Origin of the sequence: Rubidibacter lacunae KORDI 51-2 (genome assembly GCF_000473895.1) — a bacterium.
In the GTDB taxonomy this organism is placed as follows: Bacteria; Cyanobacteriota; Cyanobacteriia; order Cyanobacteriales; family Rubidibacteraceae; genus Rubidibacter; species Rubidibacter lacunae.
Genome location: NZ_ASSJ01000012.1, coordinates 1 through 17,284 on the forward strand (window position 1 = coordinate 1; position 17,284 = coordinate 17,284).

At 52.0% G+C, this 17,284-nt stretch carries 13 protein-coding genes and 2 pseudogenes; 10 read left to right on the top strand and 5 right to left on the bottom strand.

Annotated elements, in window-relative coordinates:
* Positions 1–752 (top strand): fibronectin type III domain-containing protein (locus tag KR51_RS18620; RefSeq protein WP_022604653.1); only part of this gene is annotated, 752 nt, incomplete at its 5' end.
* Positions 753–1,358: 606 nt separating this feature from the next.
* Here the strand turns inward: KR51_RS18620 and KR51_RS02810 are convergent.
* A complete protein-coding gene (locus tag KR51_RS02810; RefSeq protein WP_156914936.1) occupies positions 1,359–1,976 on the bottom strand; it encodes a hypothetical protein in 618 nt (205 codons plus the stop codon).
* A gap of 711 nt (positions 1,977–2,687) precedes the next feature.
* Between KR51_RS02810 and KR51_RS02815 the strand changes: the two genes are divergently transcribed.
* The 4 genes from KR51_RS02815 to KR51_RS02830 all read left to right on the top strand — a co-directional run bounded on the left by KR51_RS02815 (position 2,688) and on the right by KR51_RS02830 (position 5,531).
* Positions 2,688–3,107 carry an SRPBCC domain-containing protein gene (locus KR51_RS02815; protein WP_022604655.1) on the top strand — a complete coding sequence of 140 codons (420 nt, stop codon included), beginning with the start codon at positions 2,688–2,690 and terminating at the stop codon, positions 3,105–3,107.
* A gap of 869 nt (positions 3,108–3,976) precedes the next feature.
* Positions 3,977–4,291 (top strand): cupin domain-containing protein, encoded by a 315-nt coding sequence (locus KR51_RS02820; protein ID WP_022604659.1) that lies wholly within the window; start codon positions 3,977–3,979, stop codon positions 4,289–4,291.
* A 291-nt stretch (positions 4,292–4,582) separates the two neighbouring features.
* Positions 4,583–5,047, top strand: coding sequence for a DUF695 domain-containing protein (locus KR51_RS02825; RefSeq protein ID WP_022604661.1), 465 nt, complete (start codon positions 4,583–4,585; stop codon positions 5,045–5,047).
* Between the two features lie 103 nt (positions 5,048–5,150).
* Positions 5,151–5,531, top strand: coding sequence for a VOC family protein (locus tag KR51_RS02830; RefSeq protein WP_022604663.1), 381 nt, complete (start codon positions 5,151–5,153; stop codon positions 5,529–5,531).
* Between the two features lie 544 nt (positions 5,532–6,075).
* Here the strand turns inward: KR51_RS02830 and KR51_RS02835 are convergent.
* Positions 6,076–7,068 carry a CsgG/HfaB family protein gene (locus KR51_RS02835; protein ID WP_022604664.1) on the bottom strand — a complete coding sequence of 331 codons (993 nt, stop codon included), beginning with the start codon at positions 7,066–7,068 and terminating at the stop codon, positions 6,076–6,078.
* A gap of 697 nt (positions 7,069–7,765) precedes the next feature.
* Between KR51_RS02835 and KR51_RS02845 the strand changes: the two genes are divergently transcribed.
* Entirely contained in the window at positions 7,766–8,005 is a 240-nt protein-coding gene (locus KR51_RS02845) for a hypothetical protein (protein WP_022604665.1), read from the top strand.
* A gap of 408 nt (positions 8,006–8,413) precedes the next feature.
* On the opposite strand, the gene KR51_RS02850 is transcribed toward KR51_RS02845, so the two are convergent.
* The 3 genes from KR51_RS02850 to KR51_RS21170 all read right to left on the bottom strand — a co-directional run bounded on the left by KR51_RS02850 (position 8,414) and on the right by KR51_RS21170 (position 11,183).
* Complete coding sequence (locus KR51_RS02850) at positions 8,414–10,051, bottom strand: 4Fe-4S binding protein (RefSeq protein WP_156914937.1); 1,638 nt, start codon at positions 10,049–10,051, stop codon at positions 8,414–8,416.
* Between the two features lie 762 nt (positions 10,052–10,813).
* The gene (locus KR51_RS19110) at positions 10,814–10,981 is read right to left on the bottom strand and encodes a hypothetical protein (protein WP_156914938.1); all 168 of its coding nucleotides are present in this window, start codon (positions 10,979–10,981) and stop codon (positions 10,814–10,816) included.
* A gap of 31 nt (positions 10,982–11,012) precedes the next feature.
* Positions 11,013–11,183 (bottom strand): hypothetical protein, encoded by a 171-nt coding sequence (locus tag KR51_RS21170; RefSeq protein WP_232214510.1) that lies wholly within the window; start codon positions 11,181–11,183, stop codon positions 11,013–11,015.
* Between the two features lie 54 nt (positions 11,184–11,237).
* Here KR51_RS21170 and KR51_RS21175 point away from each other — a divergent pair.
* The 4 genes and pseudogenes from KR51_RS21175 to KR51_RS02880 form a co-directional block, all read left to right on the top strand.
* Positions 11,238–11,375: pseudogene (locus KR51_RS21175) on the top strand (hypothetical protein); the annotation flags it as partial.
* Positions 11,376–11,488: 113 nt separating this feature from the next.
* Positions 11,489–12,010: pseudogene (locus KR51_RS20500) on the top strand (IS66 family transposase).
* A 1,605-nt stretch (positions 12,011–13,615) separates the two neighbouring features.
* Positions 13,616–15,004 (top strand): asparagine--tRNA ligase, encoded by a 1,389-nt coding sequence (gene asnS / locus KR51_RS02875; RefSeq protein ID WP_022604668.1) that lies wholly within the window; start codon positions 13,616–13,618, stop codon positions 15,002–15,004.
* A 626-nt stretch (positions 15,005–15,630) separates the two neighbouring features.
* A partial coding sequence (locus KR51_RS02880; RefSeq protein ID WP_022604669.1) for a vanadium-dependent haloperoxidase occupies positions 15,631–17,284 on the top strand: 1,654 nt, incomplete at its 3' end.

Here is a 17,284-nt window from a genome sequence, read left to right on the forward strand (position 1 = left end):
GGGAAAGCCAGCGTTGGCTAACAGGAGACTTCAATGGTGATGGCAAAGATGACCTAGTCAATGTCTATGGTGGGCTTCCTAGTCCTCCAGAAGCACCCAGCAATCTTGAAGTTCAAGTAGATGGAAGAAATATTTCTCTAACTTGGCAAGATAATTCAATTAATGAAGACGGCTTTGAAATCGTCTGGCGGGGCACTAAAGAAGGATCTTCTGAACACAATGGATCGCAGAAAATCAATACGCCCAATCGAGAAAGCTATACTCTAACCGAGCTTAAACAAGGTTTTAATTATTGCATTCGAGTTAAGGCCTTCAATGAAGGGGGAGAATCTAGTAATACCCGCTCGGCTTGTGCAAAAATTCCAATAGCCCCTCGAGAGTTTTCAGTAACGCTAAAACGTCAGCCTATTATCGAAGGTTTCGTGCCTTATTTGGGAAAATACCCTGAATTTGGTATTGCCTCTGGTCGTCTTCAAAAGATCCGCATACCTCAAATTGGTTCTCGTGATTTTGTCTTGCGATTTGTCAAGCCTGGATTTTCTACCGCCAATTGTGGTAACCCGAATGCAGTAATTTCAATACCAGAAGGAGGAACTACTACCTCGGAGGAAATTATGCAGATTTATGGAGTTACTGAACCCAGATACAGCTCGGCGCAGCCAATATCTTTCTTGGCCTGCTATGCCCATTCAAACCCAAGCAGTCCACTACCGACAAATATCCCCATTATGATTACAGTGACTTCTGATTGAACAAACTACTGAGCCAATATGTACAACCTGTGATTTAGCAAGCTTTAGATGCTGTTCTGAGCACAAGTTTTCAAGTAAGATGTGTCCCGGACGTAACTTATGGATTCTTGAGACAAGCGACCACAGTCTAACTATACTCATGCACGCCGACCGCTTAGAGTTACTTCCCCCTCTGTGTCAACCTGGGACTAGACAATCACTTTCAAAAATATTAGAGATTTGAGAGCGAGTTATTCAAGGAGCAAACCCTCCTGTCAAAGCCAGCCAACTCCCCCAAGCGTCAATGTTTGTGCTTAAAATTGACGCCTCCTCACCCCGCCGCCGCAAAAATCCCTACTCTGCTGCTGTGCAGGGATTCCCTTACAGCGAAAAACCTGCCTTACGTTCTCCCTATCGCTCCACGATCCAGGGTTGTTGAGTCGCGTAGTAATGGAACGGAACCCAGAGCTCCCTTAAAAGAACGAGCCCAGATTGTATTCGAAGCTTTAGATAGCCGAGCTCTTATTAGAGTTCATCCCCTTCCACGTTGGGATTTTCAGCACTTGCGGTAGAATCTGCTTCTCGATGTAATCGATGAGATAACCCTCAGCAACAGGGCGCACGACATTATCGCCGCATTTGAAGCGATCGCCCTTCGGATAAACGGTCGTAACGTAACCGATTATCTGCAATATCCCCCCCCCCGTGAATGGCATCGGCGTAAACGTTGGCGCGGAAACCTTCGTATTTCTCGATCGGCTCGATAGACGCAGGCGGGATTTGGTTGTCGCTGCCGGCGCGATCGCGGTTCCAGATTTCGAGCGCTTGCTGGCGCTCCGGTTCGGATAGCGATCGCCACACGAACTGCACATTCCCGACTGATTCGGCAGCGTAGATTCGCGCACGTGCTAGTCGGAAGGCACGTATCAGGAATTCTGGGTCCGTCCATCGGATATACGCTTTCCCGCTGGCTAGTTGGTCAATTTTGGCGCGCCAGAGCTGCGCATCGTTCGTGCTGTGGGCCTTCACGACCCGTCCCTCAGGGCGCGTGTAACTGGGCAAGGAACATCCGCCGCTTGGAGTTGAAGTGGGCACGAATAAGAGGTGAAGTTGCAGAGTGTTCGGGTGCAATCCTCCCATGCCTACGATGCCTACCCGAATCACGCCGTATTTGAGGTGAATCGGCGGGCAGAACACGTATCGCAGTCCTACTCCGAAGCCCATCCCATGGCTCTGCCTTGCCATTGGTACCTCGGTCAATTGCGGAGGTCAGTTGCTCAATAGAGACGTGATGAACCGTGCGATTGGAATCCTGTTTCTCCGCGTGAAACGAAGGTTCTTCTACTTCTGTAGCTGCCGCTAGCGTCGTTATTGGCAGTGCGTCTGTATTTTCGCTCGGCGGCCCTCAACAATGCTGCCGAGCGCTTCAACCATTAAAAATTCCCTCACCCCTCCGACCATTCCTTTGAAAGCAGCTTCCAGCGCGATCGTCTCCAGTATCTTGCCCCTTGCCAGAAATTTCTCACAGAATAAGGCTCCAGCCTATGCTTTCACTGGTCCAAGCGTACCGCTCCGCGACTAAAGTTTGTTTCGGCAGTGCCGCGCGATCGCCCCGACGTGCGGCGGCGTTTTCCCAGAGTCGATCGGCACTGATGCGTTCCTCCGAACAGGTAATTTCGCGGGCGAATAGCTTATGGTCATGTCGGGGCTGCCGCCTGTTTTCCTCAATTCACTGCCTCGATTGAAGAGTTGTTTCAGAGAGTAGCTGGTTTAGAGTCGACCGGTTATTGTTTGGGCAAGGGAGCCCTTGCTAAGCCCAACTCTGCGCCGGAGCCGTGGAACGGAACTCAATCCTCTCGGCTATATCGCCCAGATGTGGCTCGCCTACATGCCGTTATGCTACATAAATGAACGCTCCAAACCAGCGGATCACGTGTCAATTGCGAGGCGCTTTAAATGAATGACACTAAATCAGTTTTATCAAGTATCGAAATCCGGGCATCGGCTTCAGCCGTCTGGGACGTCATTACAAACCCCGACTACGCGAAAGTTCTTGGCAGTGAGTTTGACACAAATGCATTCGTTGAGTCTGATTGGAAGCTGGGCTCAAAAGTGGACTTCAAATATGCAACCGAACCAGAAAAGGCATGCAACACGGGCACAATCTCCAAACTGATCGAAGAAAAGCTGATTCAAGTCGACTATAGGTTTTTCTTCTTTTGGAAATACGCCGAAACCTATTCGCTGCAGAGCTCCGATGACGGGGTCGTTCTTCAAATTAACGCGGGACCTTATGGGTCTGATTTGCCAGATCATAAGGTCGCTTGGAAAAACTGGCTTGCTAAAGTCAAGGAATTAAGCGAAACCAAGGACTGACAATCGAAGGCTGCAAAACCATCTGTTGCACCCGAGCAGCGATCGGTGGCGTTTTCTAAGTTCTAAATCTTTTTCCAAAAAGGATTGAACATGCTTCTTATGCCGATCGGTTTTCTCAAAAGCCAAATCCTAAAACTTGCCCACATTTTTTCTCCATTTCTCTGCCGGCTGCACCGCCAGGCCAGGTCCTCCAGCGGTCCCTGAAATAAGTGCTGAGAGACCAACACTCGCCGACCGATTCCGCAATACTAAATAATATGTCAAATTCAGACGTGATTACATCCAGCTTTAGTATGACGTTTCGTATCTTAGCGGTGTCTCAGGCCTTACTAGCCCTTCAGAGTGAGCTATTCGAATCGTGGAGCGTGTTCCTCCCGGCAGCCTCAATCTGTAGGCGATCGCAGAAAACATAATCAGGAAATGGTATCTTCAGCTTGGGTCGCCAAGACTGCTGGGACATTGAAGGTCGATTTCATAACAAAATGGTATTCTGTTGGAGGTCGTGTTGTGGGCATCGATCCCGAAAACAATATTGCCGCTTATCGAAATTTTGCCTACTAACGATGTCTTGGCATAACAATAGGGCGCACGCGAGCCGGACATGCAGATGTTATTGAAATGTAAGGACGTTGGTTCCATCTCAGCCTCCTCGGTCGGTAACCTTTCGCTACTTCTCCCCGGTTACCATTACAATTAAGGCGTTGCTTCAGAGACTAGCTTGTCAGAGAAGATCGAAAATTATTTAAGCAAGTAAGTCACTGCAAACTCAAATTCGACACCTGAGCCGACGGTCGGCAAAAAATTTGTAAGGATTTTCCACCTGCTGCAGCTTAGCTCTTAGTCCATATGTGCATCAAAGGAGGAGATAAATGACGGGAAGTTATCCAAAGAAGATTAAAGAACTACCGCTATATGATGGGCGGTTTGACGCTTACAAGTTAGAGGCCAAAGATACCGATGTCTTGTTTGCATCATACCCAGCTGGCACATCAATCCCTCCTCATGTCCACGACACGGATAACCACGGGATCATAACCAAAGGAGAGTTAATCCTTACCGTAGATGGTTCAGAGCATAGGATTGGCGTGGGAGAGTGGTACCATGTGCCTGCTGGCATCGAACATTCTGCAGAGTTTGAGATCGAGACTGATGAAATTGAGTTTTGGTTTAAGTCCAGCACATAATAAAGTCATTCAGTGAGACTGGTCCAGTGAACTGCCCAGCCCACGCTGTTGGCATCAAGGAGTTATCTGGTTTTCCTCGGTTTCTTGCTCGATTGAATAGTTGTTCCTGAGACGACTAGCTTGTTCGGCTGCGATCGGTTATGCTGCACGCAAACAAGCTACTTCTAACTCGGAGCTGGTCCCGACAGTTGGAACTGAAGTAGCTGGGACTCCGAACCTGCTACGGCTTGCCTTTTAGATGACAAGCATCATGAAAGATGCCTCAACCCACTTATCTCGGGATTAATTGCCATGAGCGGTAAAGCTTCTGAAGAGAAACCTTTTGTAATTGGCAGAGTTTACGAAGACGGTTTGCCATTAATTTATTCGTTTGACGATTCTATGCTTTCACAAGCAACTATAGATTCTTTCCCATGGCTGACAGTGATTTCATGGAACTATGATGGAACAATGAATAATGGAATGCCTCCTACAGAAATCAACGAACGAATGGTCGAACTCGAAAATGAACTTGTAAGAAATTTTGACCGATCCTCAAACTCGAAATGGGTATTTAATCGTACTGGTAATAATTTGAAGGAGTTTGCTTACTATATTAAAGATAGAGATGATTTCTTGAAGGTACTAAACTCCGCTCTTTCAGAACATCCAACATATCCAATCGAGATAACTTTTTATCATGACCCTACCTGGAAGGAGATACATAAACTAAGAGATGATTTCGGAACTGAAAATTCTACCGAAAAAGGTGAATAAAATGTGCAAGCAGACCGAGCTCCTAGGGCTACGCCGTTTGTCGGTGACTGATGTAGGGCCTTAGCAATAAAGCCTAGACCGATCTTTCGAAAGGGAGGCAGGTATGCAATCAACGACAATGCTTTTCGTGGAAGACGTTGAAATGACGTCAAGATGGTTTCAGGATTTCTTGGGTGTGGAACCCACCCACGGCGGACCAGAGTTTGAAATGTTACTTGCCGATGGCAAATTGTTCCTTCAACTCCATCTGAAGGAGGAGGAGCATCACGATCATGGCGTGGAAACCGACGGACCTCTCGGGCACGGTGTAGTTTTTGTTATCTATACCGACGATGTAAAAACACTCTTCGAGAAGGCTAGGGCATTAAACCTAACCATTGTTTCGGAGTTTCACTTCAATGAGGTTGCGAACATGCACGAGTTCACAGTCAAGGACCCAAATGGTTATTCGCTGATGATCTGTCAGATCTGTCAGTCTCAGTGAAAAGCGGGCTAATGAGGACACTGTCGCTTAAGAGGGCGATGAAGCGAAGCCCCTATTCGATACTTCTTATGCCTGCGCACAAGGCTTGCCGACAGAGCCTCGCCTTTCCCTTGGCGTTAGGCTTTCGCCCTTTCTTATCAGTCTCGGCGCGAGCGATCGCTTCCAGCCGCAGCACAACACCATCGGAGCCTGGTGCCCTTCGTCGGCTGGATACTTACGATTGTCTAAGCACTCAAAGCCAGTATTTACGGGAGGCGAGCCTTTCAGAGCTACCTCCATGGTGTGTGCAAGTTGCCTATCAGGGCAATACCACTGCCGCGAAGCTGGATCTGAAGTAGCAGCTGATAATTTAGGAAAACATGTAATTGATTCTTCCATTGCGCGAGCCATCGGGACATGATGGAAGCCTATATCCGCCGTGACTTATGCAAAAGCCATGTATGATTCGCACCTCTGGTTTCCAGCAGGCGATCTTGGAAAAGAAAAACTAGCGTCCAGTAATGCAACTGCACGCTAGTTGGCACCTCGCTCATAAGCTGAGGTCTTACGGTAGTGGCTTTGCAACGTCACCTGCCTGCGGCGATGCTCCTGAAATTACCCGACCGAGGCTGGAGTCGCGGTCAACATCGTAGAGTTCCATGCGACCTATCTCGCTGGTCAGACGCCGCAGCACCGCACCCGTTTCCGGGTCGGTCACTTCCCGCGTCACGCGCTCTACCGAGACGATCGTGCCATTGCGGAAGCCGTCGTTCAAGCCCCGATTGAGCACGACGACATTGCCCTGCACGTCCGCGACCACTGCCTCAACAAATAGTGGTGCACTCGTGGGGGAGGCTGCCACATCACCTGCCGCCGCCGCGACGGCTGCTACTACTTCATCGACAGCTTGTCTCGTGGCGTTAGTGAGCAGCTGCTGCCGGTTGTCAGTTTCACTACCGCCTCCAATACCAAGTACCACCGTGCTCTCGTCTTCCTGGACGGACTCACCAGTTCCTTCGGCCACTGCCAGAATTTCAGCGGTGCTGGTATCGATCAAGCGGGCATTAAGCTGGACATTGGCAGTTGTAGTTGTCTTTTTCTCTCCAAACACCCCGGGGACCCTAAAGCCTCGCCGCTCCTCTTGCACGTCGAATTGGGTCACGGTACCAACGAGCACGGTATCGACGCCTAGGATACGACCGATTTCTGCGGCGGTACTAGCGTCAACGCGCCCTGAGGTGCCGAAGTTCTGCTCGGCAAGGACAGCATTGATGCGGCTGCGCTCGATGACAGAAAACGTTCCGTCTGCAACAAGACTGGTAACGAGAATGTCGCTGGTGCCTTGAGCAATCCCTGGGAAGATGTTCAGCAGTTGAGGAGAACTCACACTACTGAAATCGAAGTCCAAGACGGCGATGCGAAGCTTGCGTTCCACCTGGGCGAGGCGGATACTTTCAGCACGCAGGTTAGGAACGGGAGCCGGGATGAAGAATGCGATGCTACCTGCCGCCAGTAATAAAGCGGCGACTTTGAGCGAAGGTCGTTGAGAGTCAGTCATGAGCAACCGAACCTGATGGGTGACGAACTTTCATGCAAATCTAGCCACGATAGTAGCAGGACTAGAGCAAATACACAAAAGTGAAGACGTCGGGCCGCACAGTGAGGGTAGCTAACTCGTGAAAGCCATGCTCTGAGTAATATCCCGTCCGCCATCGCCATCACAGCTTATTACTACATGTTTAGTTGTACTACTCATTTTCACTCAGCCAGGACTGGATATTGAGAAGGTGACACTTTACTAAGGTATCCAGGCAAACTAGGCGGCAATTGGGGCCCGGTGCTGCAAATTTACTCAGTCGGCACTTTAACAGGCTTGCCATCATTGCCCCAAACTCACTGACCAGTGGCACCTCGATAAAGCTATCTTCGAGATTATTGGCAGGACGAACTATCTCTAGCAAGCCGAGAACCAGCAGTACCTGGCCCTCAACATAGTGATTTACAGATGCTCGTCCTGGCACAAGCACTGGATAGCTTTGGGGTCGATTTCGGTTGCGATCGCAAGGAAAACCTAGGACTATCTATCTGCAGAAAGCTCGGGATTCTAGGGGAAATGTCAGGAGCAGTAGTATTTGGATCCTGGAACCTAAATACGGAGTGCAGTGTCAATGTGGCGGCAATACTAAATTGCACTGACACTTTTCACACTTCGGCGCATTCGTGCGTCTTCCCTTAGAGCATGAGTGGGAAAACTTATGGTTAAGCAACTTATAGAGCGCAATCGCGCCGCTGACGAGCTTTGTCCGCATGCCGGCAACACGTGGCAGCGCATCGAGTGGATTGTAGGCTTCAGTGCGGGCGCGCGCGGCGATAATGCGTGGGAGGGTTCGACAACGGAGTACCACGATGGGTATTTGAGTGGGCGGTGCTGGATTGAGAAATTAATGTTGCCACTTGCCAAAGCCCACCATGCGCCGATTGTGCCGGTGGCCTGAGTAGGCGATCGCAGGCAAAGAAGGCCGCTACTTTTTCAACAACTCGCGCACCAGTCGCAGCTGCATGACCTAGGTGTGAAGTTGGCGCAGTTCCTCGCGCTCGGTCGGGGTGGCTCCCTCACGCATGCCGGTGTCGACCTCGAACTGGCGGACTCAGTTGCGCAGGGCAGATTCGGTCAAATCGAGGTCGCGAGCGACCTTGGGCAAGGGAGTAGGGTCCTTCCTTAACGAGTTTGACGGTATCGAGCTTGAACTCCTGGGTAAACCATCGTCGTATCCGTGGCATGGTAGTTACCTCAAGGAACATTATCATCTATTCTCAGGTGTTCGCCAAACCCCGGGAAGTCCACAACATCTTTAGCTTGCGCAAAGGCGAACTTAAAGGCATTAGAGTCGCCCCGCCCGGATCTAAAGAGAAGCGTTCAGATCTCGGAATATTCTGTCTGCTTCCATGGGCGAAATGGCGTATTCCCGGCTAAGGGAGCGCAAAACTGCTGCCTCCTGGGAAGTTAGTTCCACAGTGACTAAATTAGTCTGGTTCTTTCGGAGATACAGCAGTCGTTCCAATAAATCCTTGTATGCACTGAGGCGAATCTGATCTTCTAAGGAGTGCGGGCGATAGGGACTGAGGAGGTCGGGATCTTCAATCCCTAATTCTTCCAAGACGAGATTGTGTTCGTTATCAGAGATGTCTAGTTCTTTTCGCAGATGATGAAGCCTGTTGAGGCTGTTGGCGGGATTGACATAGCCTTCTGCTAGAAACTCGCGGACGACGCCTTTGTAAGCTTGGCGTTGTTTCTCCCGGGTAAAATCTGGCAACACCTTGGCTAATACATACACCTCATCAGGATTAAGATCTTCTAAGTGTCGCCCCTCTAGAAATCGGGATGAATTTAGCTTCAGTTTTTCCAATTGTTTGCGTAAACTACCGGCCAGTTTTTCTCGGGAATAAAGGGCGGGATTGCGGGCCCAACTTTGCCGCGCCCAAAGCGTGCTGGCTACAAAAATAACAGCATCAAAAAAGACTTCCACCCCGAGAGGAGTTAGGCGCAGGAAGGGACGGCCCGCAAAAAAGAAAAAGAAATTGAATGCCACAAAGGTCGTCAGTACAAAAAAACGATGCTGAACTAAATCGGCACCGATCTTTGGATTCCGTTGCAATTGGTGGATTTTAGCCCGATTGGTCAGCCAGCGCCCGAGAAGGATTGCTGTCAAGGTAAATGCACCCAGTACCAGTGGCACAGCGATGAGTTTAGGAATCCCGATGGGCTGGTCGAATAAATACAGACCGGGTTTCATCAGGGAAGCTAGCTGGTTAGGATCGCGGCTCCACACGCCAGAAAAGTAGTAGCCCCAGTTGCCTGCGTAGAGGTAGTAGTAAACGAAGAAACCCACCATCAACCCTAAATAGCCGTAGCGAGTTAATGATTCTTGGGGAGAACTGATGCTGTCCCAATAGGTACGCTCGGAGTCGATGTCAATACAGGGGCTCTGGCAAGCAACGCAGGCACTTTGTTCGTTGCCCTCAGGGGTTACCGTGCGGCACATCGACTGTGTTGTGCGGCTGTCGCTCGTGTGGGCTTTACTGCCGAGAAGTCCCCGTGGCTCGCTGAAAACGGATTGAACCGGTGCCATAGGGCAAAAGTATTGACACCAGGATTTGCCGCCGTAGAAATATCCAACGGCAATAGATGCAACAATCGTAAAAACCAGCCAGCTGCCCAGCACAAAGCGATTGGCGTCGAAGAATAAGATGCGGCCGCAGAGTCCAACGAACAAGTACGAAAACTGGATGTATTCGTAATTCCGACCAAGCCAGGAATTGGATTTAACCATAGCCAATTTAAACCTAACTGTCCCTGTTTTTTTGTCCTCCCGCCTAAGTATACGCTGTTTTCCCAGGGCGCGTGGAATCTGTGACAAAAACGAAAGGGGACAAATTTGTCGCCAGAGTTCGTGCCCGAAGATGAGCAAAATAAAGATGCCGGAGGGTACGATAGCCCCCCAAAATAACGTTGCTCCAAGGGGGTAAGGTTCTTGAACCATGCACTGTCCCTGTACTGCGACACAGTTATCGGTTAGCCGCAGCGGGCTCCAGAGATGGTCTGGGGTCGTGAGCACAGCTGTCCAGGGATCGTAAAACAGAGAGGCAATGATTAACAGCCAGAGTGTTGTTAAAACCCAGCGAATCCAATGCATTTTTCGCTCTGGTAATTGTGAAGACATTGGCTTTGTGTTTCCCATAACAGTGGTTTCCCACAGATCGGTTAGAACAAGTCGCGATTCTGATGCACTGGTCTGAGTTTGTGAAGACATTGGAAGCCTAATACAAATGAGAGGCGACCAACAGAATGCTCAAACACCAACTCTCCCCATCATTGGTAGCACACTAGATTTAGTTGCCTTCCGCTGAGACGCAATCAAAAAAATACAAACAGACCATACAATACCCTAAGCAACCCATGAGAAATCCCCCCAAAGTCATATTCTTTCATTGCAATGCATGTGTGTGGTTTCGCGCAATTCAAATTCTTTTGAAGCCTTGTAGGGGAATGGCAGTGACGTAAGGATTCAGGTGAGGGGCTTGAAAAGCGAACCTGTGAAGGTAGCTTGAGGACAATGACCCCGCCATTGCCCGAGTTCCCCCAAGACCGCGATGCTCTAGAGCAGATGCCCAAGTCAGCATTTATTGACTTGCTTCTTCAGCAGCAGCAAGGTATCGAGCAGCTCGTCGCCGAGGTCGAACGCCCCAAACTCTGCTCGACTCTGACTCCCAGACCTCCTCGAAGCCCCCTTCCAGCGACCTCATCAAGCCTCCGAGACCCCGGTCAAACCCAAGCCGACCTCCGACCCCCCCCACCGCGCCGACCGGGCGGACAACCCGGTCATCCTGGCAAAACTCGCGAGGGGTTCGGTCACATCGACCGCTGTGTCGTCATCGACCCGCCCGCTGTCTGCCCCATTTGCCAGGGACACACCTGGGAGTCAGCTTGCCCCCGCCTCGGACCTACACTATTGCCCAGTTGGTTGCTCGCCCGTCGAAATCGTCGCCTACCGCCAGCGGCGTCAGACTTGCGCTCACTGCGGCAGCGTCGCAGCGAACGAGCTGCCGTATTCGGTAGTGCCGGGACAGGATTTGTCTGCACCGCTCCAGGGCATGCTGGCTTGGCTGTGACATTACGGGCACCTCTGCTACGAAAGGCAGCAACAGTGGCTGCAGGAGGTAGCGCAGGTGGAGGTCGGTTTGGGGACGCTCGCCACCACCAGCGCGCGAGTGGCAGCGGCCGTGAGCGCCCCCGTGCAGGCGGTGCGCCAGTGGGTCCGGCATCAGCCCCACGTTCGCGTGGACGAGTCTCCCTGGCTGGTGGGTGGTGTCAAAGATTGGCTGTGGGTGCTCTCGGGTCGGGGCTACAGCCTGTTCCACGCCGGAGACCGTCGCAACCGCGACGACCTGGTGCAACTGCTCGGTCAGAGTTTGCAGGAGTGCTTAGTTCCGATGGCTTCAGCGTCTACAACAGCTACCCGGTGGCAGCGCAACAGAAGTGTTTGGCGCATTTGCGGCGGCACTTCCAGAAGGCGTGCAAACTGCCCCAACCCCAGCAGCGGGAGCTGGGGAAGGCGTGCGTAAAGCTGATTGACGAAGCTTTTACACGTCACCGCCAGTGGCGCATCGATGCCGATACCGGCGCCTATGCTCGCTGGGCGGCAGAGTTCTACATCCGCTGGCAGCAAAGCATCGCTCGGTAGTGGGGAGATGCCGGGCACACGGCCGGTCTGCTGTTGAAGTCACTGCGAGAGCAGGAGTTGCAGTGGTGGTACTTCCTCGACCATCCGGAGGTGCCGCCGGACAACAACAGTGCCGAGCGGTCGTTGCGGCTGGCGGTGACGAAACGCAAGGTCAGCGGAGGGTCGCGCTCGTGGTCGGGATTCGAACGGACAGCAGACTTGCTGAGCGTCATCCAAACCTGTCTAGCACAGGGGCATTCGGCGATGGAATGTTTATGAGAGGCGGTGGCACTGGCGGCAAGAGGGCGATCGCAGGAGCTATCCCTCATCCCCGCGTGGAACCAGAGCTAACTCTATATAAATCCCTGCATCTGAATACTTACGTTTCAAAGATGAACTGCTCTCCCTACTCAGCTGCTCTTGGGAAACCTATTGCACAAACTCTCCAGCTCCTAACCAAAGGAGAACTTCCAGACAATCCTTGCCTCATGCCTCGCTAACGACCCCATAGCCTTCGATGCCAATCACTGGAAGTCAGCTACCGCTTGGAGCCCCTTCCTCTTCAAGAATCGGAAGTCTTTGGACCACTGATGACGATGCTTAGGCGGCACTTGCTTGCCCAGTTCCTCACGCCTGATTCCACTGGTCGCCGTCCCGAACCGATCGTGATTGTGGACTTCACCACCTGTACCAAAGAAGTTAGGTTAAAGCACTTTTGTCGTTTACTTCACTACTTCCATGACTGCTTTGGACTCTACGGGGTGGTGCTATATCTCTGATGAGGGCGGTATCTCTGCTGAGGTCGGTGGCACAACCCCTTGTCTCTAGCTATATTCCAGGTAAAGGCACTACCTCACCTGCGCAGCTGGCTTTGTATGCTTCTCAAGCTGGCCAACCCTCGTTACCGCCAAGATTTCGTCCAAGTGCCCGTTGATGGAGGACTCGCCAGTCGTGAATTCTTCCTCAGATCGAGAAAAAAATTGGATTCCGCTCATGTAAGCTCTGCTGTCAATCGTTCCTTGATGAATAGTCGTCAAGTCCGGGAATTTCACAACTGCTCACAACCGGAGAATCTAAAGGATGTGCCCATTCCGGTCTGGGTGACTTGGTTTTACCAAAAACGGTCCAATGGCACCTACCGCGATCTATTCTTGCTTCCACACCGACCCCTGTCGAACAGCCTTCATGATTACCGAGGGTCGAAGCGTTGTCGCATTTGTCGCATAAAGGGGTTTTTTTCAAGACGCTGAAGCAGCGTTTTGGGCGCAGAGCTTTCCAGTGCGCCTTCTATAGGCATTGCTGCAGTTGGTACTCATGCTCGTGGCTGGCGTATCTGCTGAGTCATGAGGTTGCTCTCACTCAAGGAACAGCGGTTTATCCCAATTGGCGAGCAGCGGCAGAGCAGGCAGTAGAAATTTTTTTGGCCTCACTGCTGCTCTGGAGGCATCAGCGAGAGCGAATCAGGTCTCAACAGCAGGCATGGTCTGGCTTTGAACTATCTTTCCTCAATTCCCCTTGAGGGTTTGCAAAATGTCAGTCAACCCGATCTTGGAAAGCGACAACGAGTTGGGAATGCAACTGTCTATTCATTGTTCTCAATTGCCTGTAGCGGTAACGCACACTACAACATAGTTGTAGTAAATGGGGCAATCTATCACCATGAAAGCGTGTATCGCTTTTCCGCCGCTTGCGTGCCCGTTTGTGCTTAAGCGTCCCCTGTGGGAAGTGCTTGGTTCGGTGCGTTTGAGTTTGTACCTTGACTCCTCCAGAAGGGTTCCCCACCTCGTTGCAGAGTGGGGATTTTTTTTGCGCGATCGCCTCGGGTTGCTGCTGAGCAGACGGACGAGTTATGAAAAGAAAGACGACCTCACGAGACGGGTAACGATGGAGACGCGACGAATTGCAGCCGTTTTGCGCGACGGCCAACCGGACGAGACGGTAATGGTGCGCGGGTGGGTACGCACCAAGCGCGAACTCAAGGGATTTGCGTTTGTGGAGGTCAACGACGGTTCGGCCCTCGCCAGCCTACAGGTTGTCCTCAATGCCGATCTACAGGGCTACGACGCGGCGATCGCGCGCATCAATACCGGAGCTGCGATCGCGGTCGGCGGCACGCTGGTGGCATCCCAAGGCAAAGGGCAGCGCATCGAGCTGCAGGCGACGTCCGTCAACGTTTATGGAGAAGCCGACCCCGAAACTTATCCGCTGCAGAAAAAACGCCACAGCTTTGAATTTCTGCGAACGATCGGACATTTGCGAGCGCGGACAAACACCCTCGGAGCAGTTTTTCGCGTCCGTAATGCCTGTGCCACCGCCGTCCATCGCTTTTTTCAGAAACGTGGCTTTTTGTGGGTACAAACACCAATTATTACTACGAGCGACTGCGAGGGGGCGGGCGAACTGTTTACGGTCACGGGGCTCGATCTCGACAAATTGCCCATGGCGGCGGGTCGCGTCGACTTCGAGCGAGATTTCTTCGGCCGCCGCGCCTACTTGACGGTTAGCGGACAGCTTGAAGCTGAAGTGATGGCGCTCTCGTTTGAGAACGTCTACACCTTCGGTCCGACGTTCCGCGCGGAAAACTCCAACACGTCGCGCCACCTCGCGGAGTTTTGGATGGTCGAGCCGGAGATGGCCTTCTGCGACCTTGCGGGTGATGCCGACCTTGCAGAGGAGTTTCTTAAGTACGCGTTTCGCACGGTTCTCGAAACTTGTCCGGAAGACATGGAATTTTTCAACTTGCGCATTGACAAATCCGTCCTCGCCACCGCCCAAAATATTATCGAGAGCGAGTTCGCGCGCATCACTTACACCGAAGCGATCGCCTTACTAGAAAAATCCGGGCGGGCGTTCGAGTTTCCGGTTGAATGGGGTCTGGACTTACAGTCAGAGCACGAACGTTATTTGGCAGAAGTGTGTTTCCAACGCCCCGTTATCGTCACCGACTATCCGGTGGGTATTAAAGCGTTTTACATGCGCTTAAACGGCGATGGTATAACTGTTGCTGCCATGGACGTCCTCGCGCCCAAGATCGGTGAAATCATCGGCGGCTCCCAGCGAGAGGAGCGTTACGACGTGCTAGATCGCCGCATCCGTGCTGCGGGTATGATCCCGGAAGATTTGTGGTGGTATCTCGAACTGCGCCGTTACGGCACCGTCCCCCACTCAGGTTTCGGATTGGGCTTCGAACGACTCATTCAGTTTATGACCGGCATGAGCAATATACGCGATGTCATTCCATTTCCACGCGCGCCTCAAAGTGCCGATTTTTAATTTATTTTTCCGCAGTAACTCTTCCTGTCGGGTGCGGGCATGCTTTCCTTGAGGCGATGCAGGCATGGGCGTAAGTTTACCGCGCTCGCGACGGGTTGTTGTGCAAGATCGCGCGAATTAAAGGAGTAGTGCTATTGCTGCAGAATTCTGCCTGCGATCGCCGCAATGAGACTACCAAAACTGCGTTTGACTGAGATCGCTCATCACCCCCACTAGAACAGAATCTCTGTTGTCTGAGGTTTGCAGACACGCCAAACCTCCAGTTGCGAAAAGGCTTTATGTGATGCCAAATCCAGGAAATGTGATAAACGTTCAGTGCGTGAGGTTTTGAGATGATTCACCGTGCTGGAAAAGCTTCGCCTTAATATCGCTGAGTCCTCTTGAACAGCGCTCCCTCTCCTCCTTTACTCCTTTAATCACAGAGTCAAAGAAAAGGGCACCTCGATAAAATCGCCCAAGACCGAAGGTCGGCACAGCGGCACGGGCATTTGAGCCGGCGGTACGCCACAATCCGGCACATTTTCGATGTTCCCTAATAGCTGATGGCTATTTCCAATGGCTGATGGCGAATTTTAAAGTTCAGTAAGTATAATTACCCTGCTCTCTCTCTGTCGGAATCAAAACCAATGAGTAAGCCATCTCTGTTTCTCGATGTTGCTGCCCAGACAGTTAGTGTGGTTGGGGACGATTCTCCGACCGTCTCTGTTATCTGGGACCGAGCCATCCAGAAAGCGGCAACTGATAACAGCACCACGGGCCCAACTATCGCTTCTCGAGCCTACGGCGTTTTGCACACCGCTATCTACGAAGCCTGGTCGCAGTACGATCCCCAAGCGATTGGCACGCTCATTGATGACAATCTTCAAGTCCCTATTTCGGAGGTCACCGACGAGAACAAGATCGAAGCGATGACCTATGCCGCCTTCCGCGTGGCTAATTTCCTCTTTCCCGACCAAGCGGCCGCGTTCGATGCAGCTTTGACCGATATCGAAGCTGAGTTCGGAATCAGCATTGACCCTACTAACACCTCCACTGACGCCTCCACCCCGGCAGGCATCGGGAATTCCGCTGCCGAGGCAATTATTGCCTTCCGCAGCAATGATGGTTCCAATCAGGCCAATGGCTTTGCCGACACCACCGGCTTTGTGCCCACCAATATTGGCCCCACAGATCTAGAGGATACTGGGCTAGTCATCAACGACATTGAAAAATGGACCCCCGAATTTAACGCATCATTAGGAGCGACCCAGGGCTCTCTGACCCCTCAATGGGGTTTGGTGACGCCTTTTGCCCTCGAAATCGGTGACGCCACCCGCCCCCCTGCCCCCGAGCCTTTCTTGCTCCCGGGCGTTGAGGCCGACTTCGACTTCACCAATGGCACGGTCGATCTCGAGCCCAATGATAGGTTCCTTAACTTCGTCCCAGTCACCCGCGACTTGATTGGCACAGTCATCAATCCTGGCTTCATCACTCAAGCTGAGGATGTGGTTGATGCCAGTGCTAACCTCACCGATGAACAAAAACTCATTGCCGAATTCTGGGAAGACGGCGGTGGCACCTCTTTCCCCCCAGGCACCTGGATGACCTTTGGCCAATATGCCTCTGCTGAAGCCGATAATACCCTCGACGACGATGCTGTCTTCTTCTTGGCGTTGGGGAACGCCGTTCAAGATGCAGGCATTGCCACCTGGGAAGCTAAGTACTTCCCGGACTATAACTACACCCGTCCGATTCGCGCGATCCGCGAGTTGGGTCGCCTGGGCCTGATTGGCGAGGAAAATCCAGATACAGGTCTTTTCGAAGTCGATGCTACCGTTCGCTTTCAGGGAACCCAGACCATTCCTGCCATCGACTTTGAGACCTATCAGGAGCCTGATGGCGATCCCTCGCCGCCTTTCCCCGAATATACCTCCGGTCACAGCGCCTTCAGCCGCGCGGGCGCTGAGGTCATCAAAGCCTTCACTGGCAGCGATGAGTTCAATCAAGGCGTCACCTTCCCGGTGGGTTCGGCGCGCTTTGAAAGCGGGCTCACACCGCAAGCAGAGACGACTCTCTTCTGGGAAACCTACACAGAAGCTGCCAACGAAGCGGGTCTTTCTCGTATCTTCGGAGGGATCCACTTCGATGAAGGGGACATCAATGGCCGCGAACTTGGTCGGGTTAGCGGTCTGGCTGCCGTTGACCAAGCCTTATTCTTCGCTAACGGCGGCAAGCGAGATGTTATCTACGGCACGTCTAGGGATGACTTCGCTGTGGAAGTCGGTGGAAACTTAACTAGGG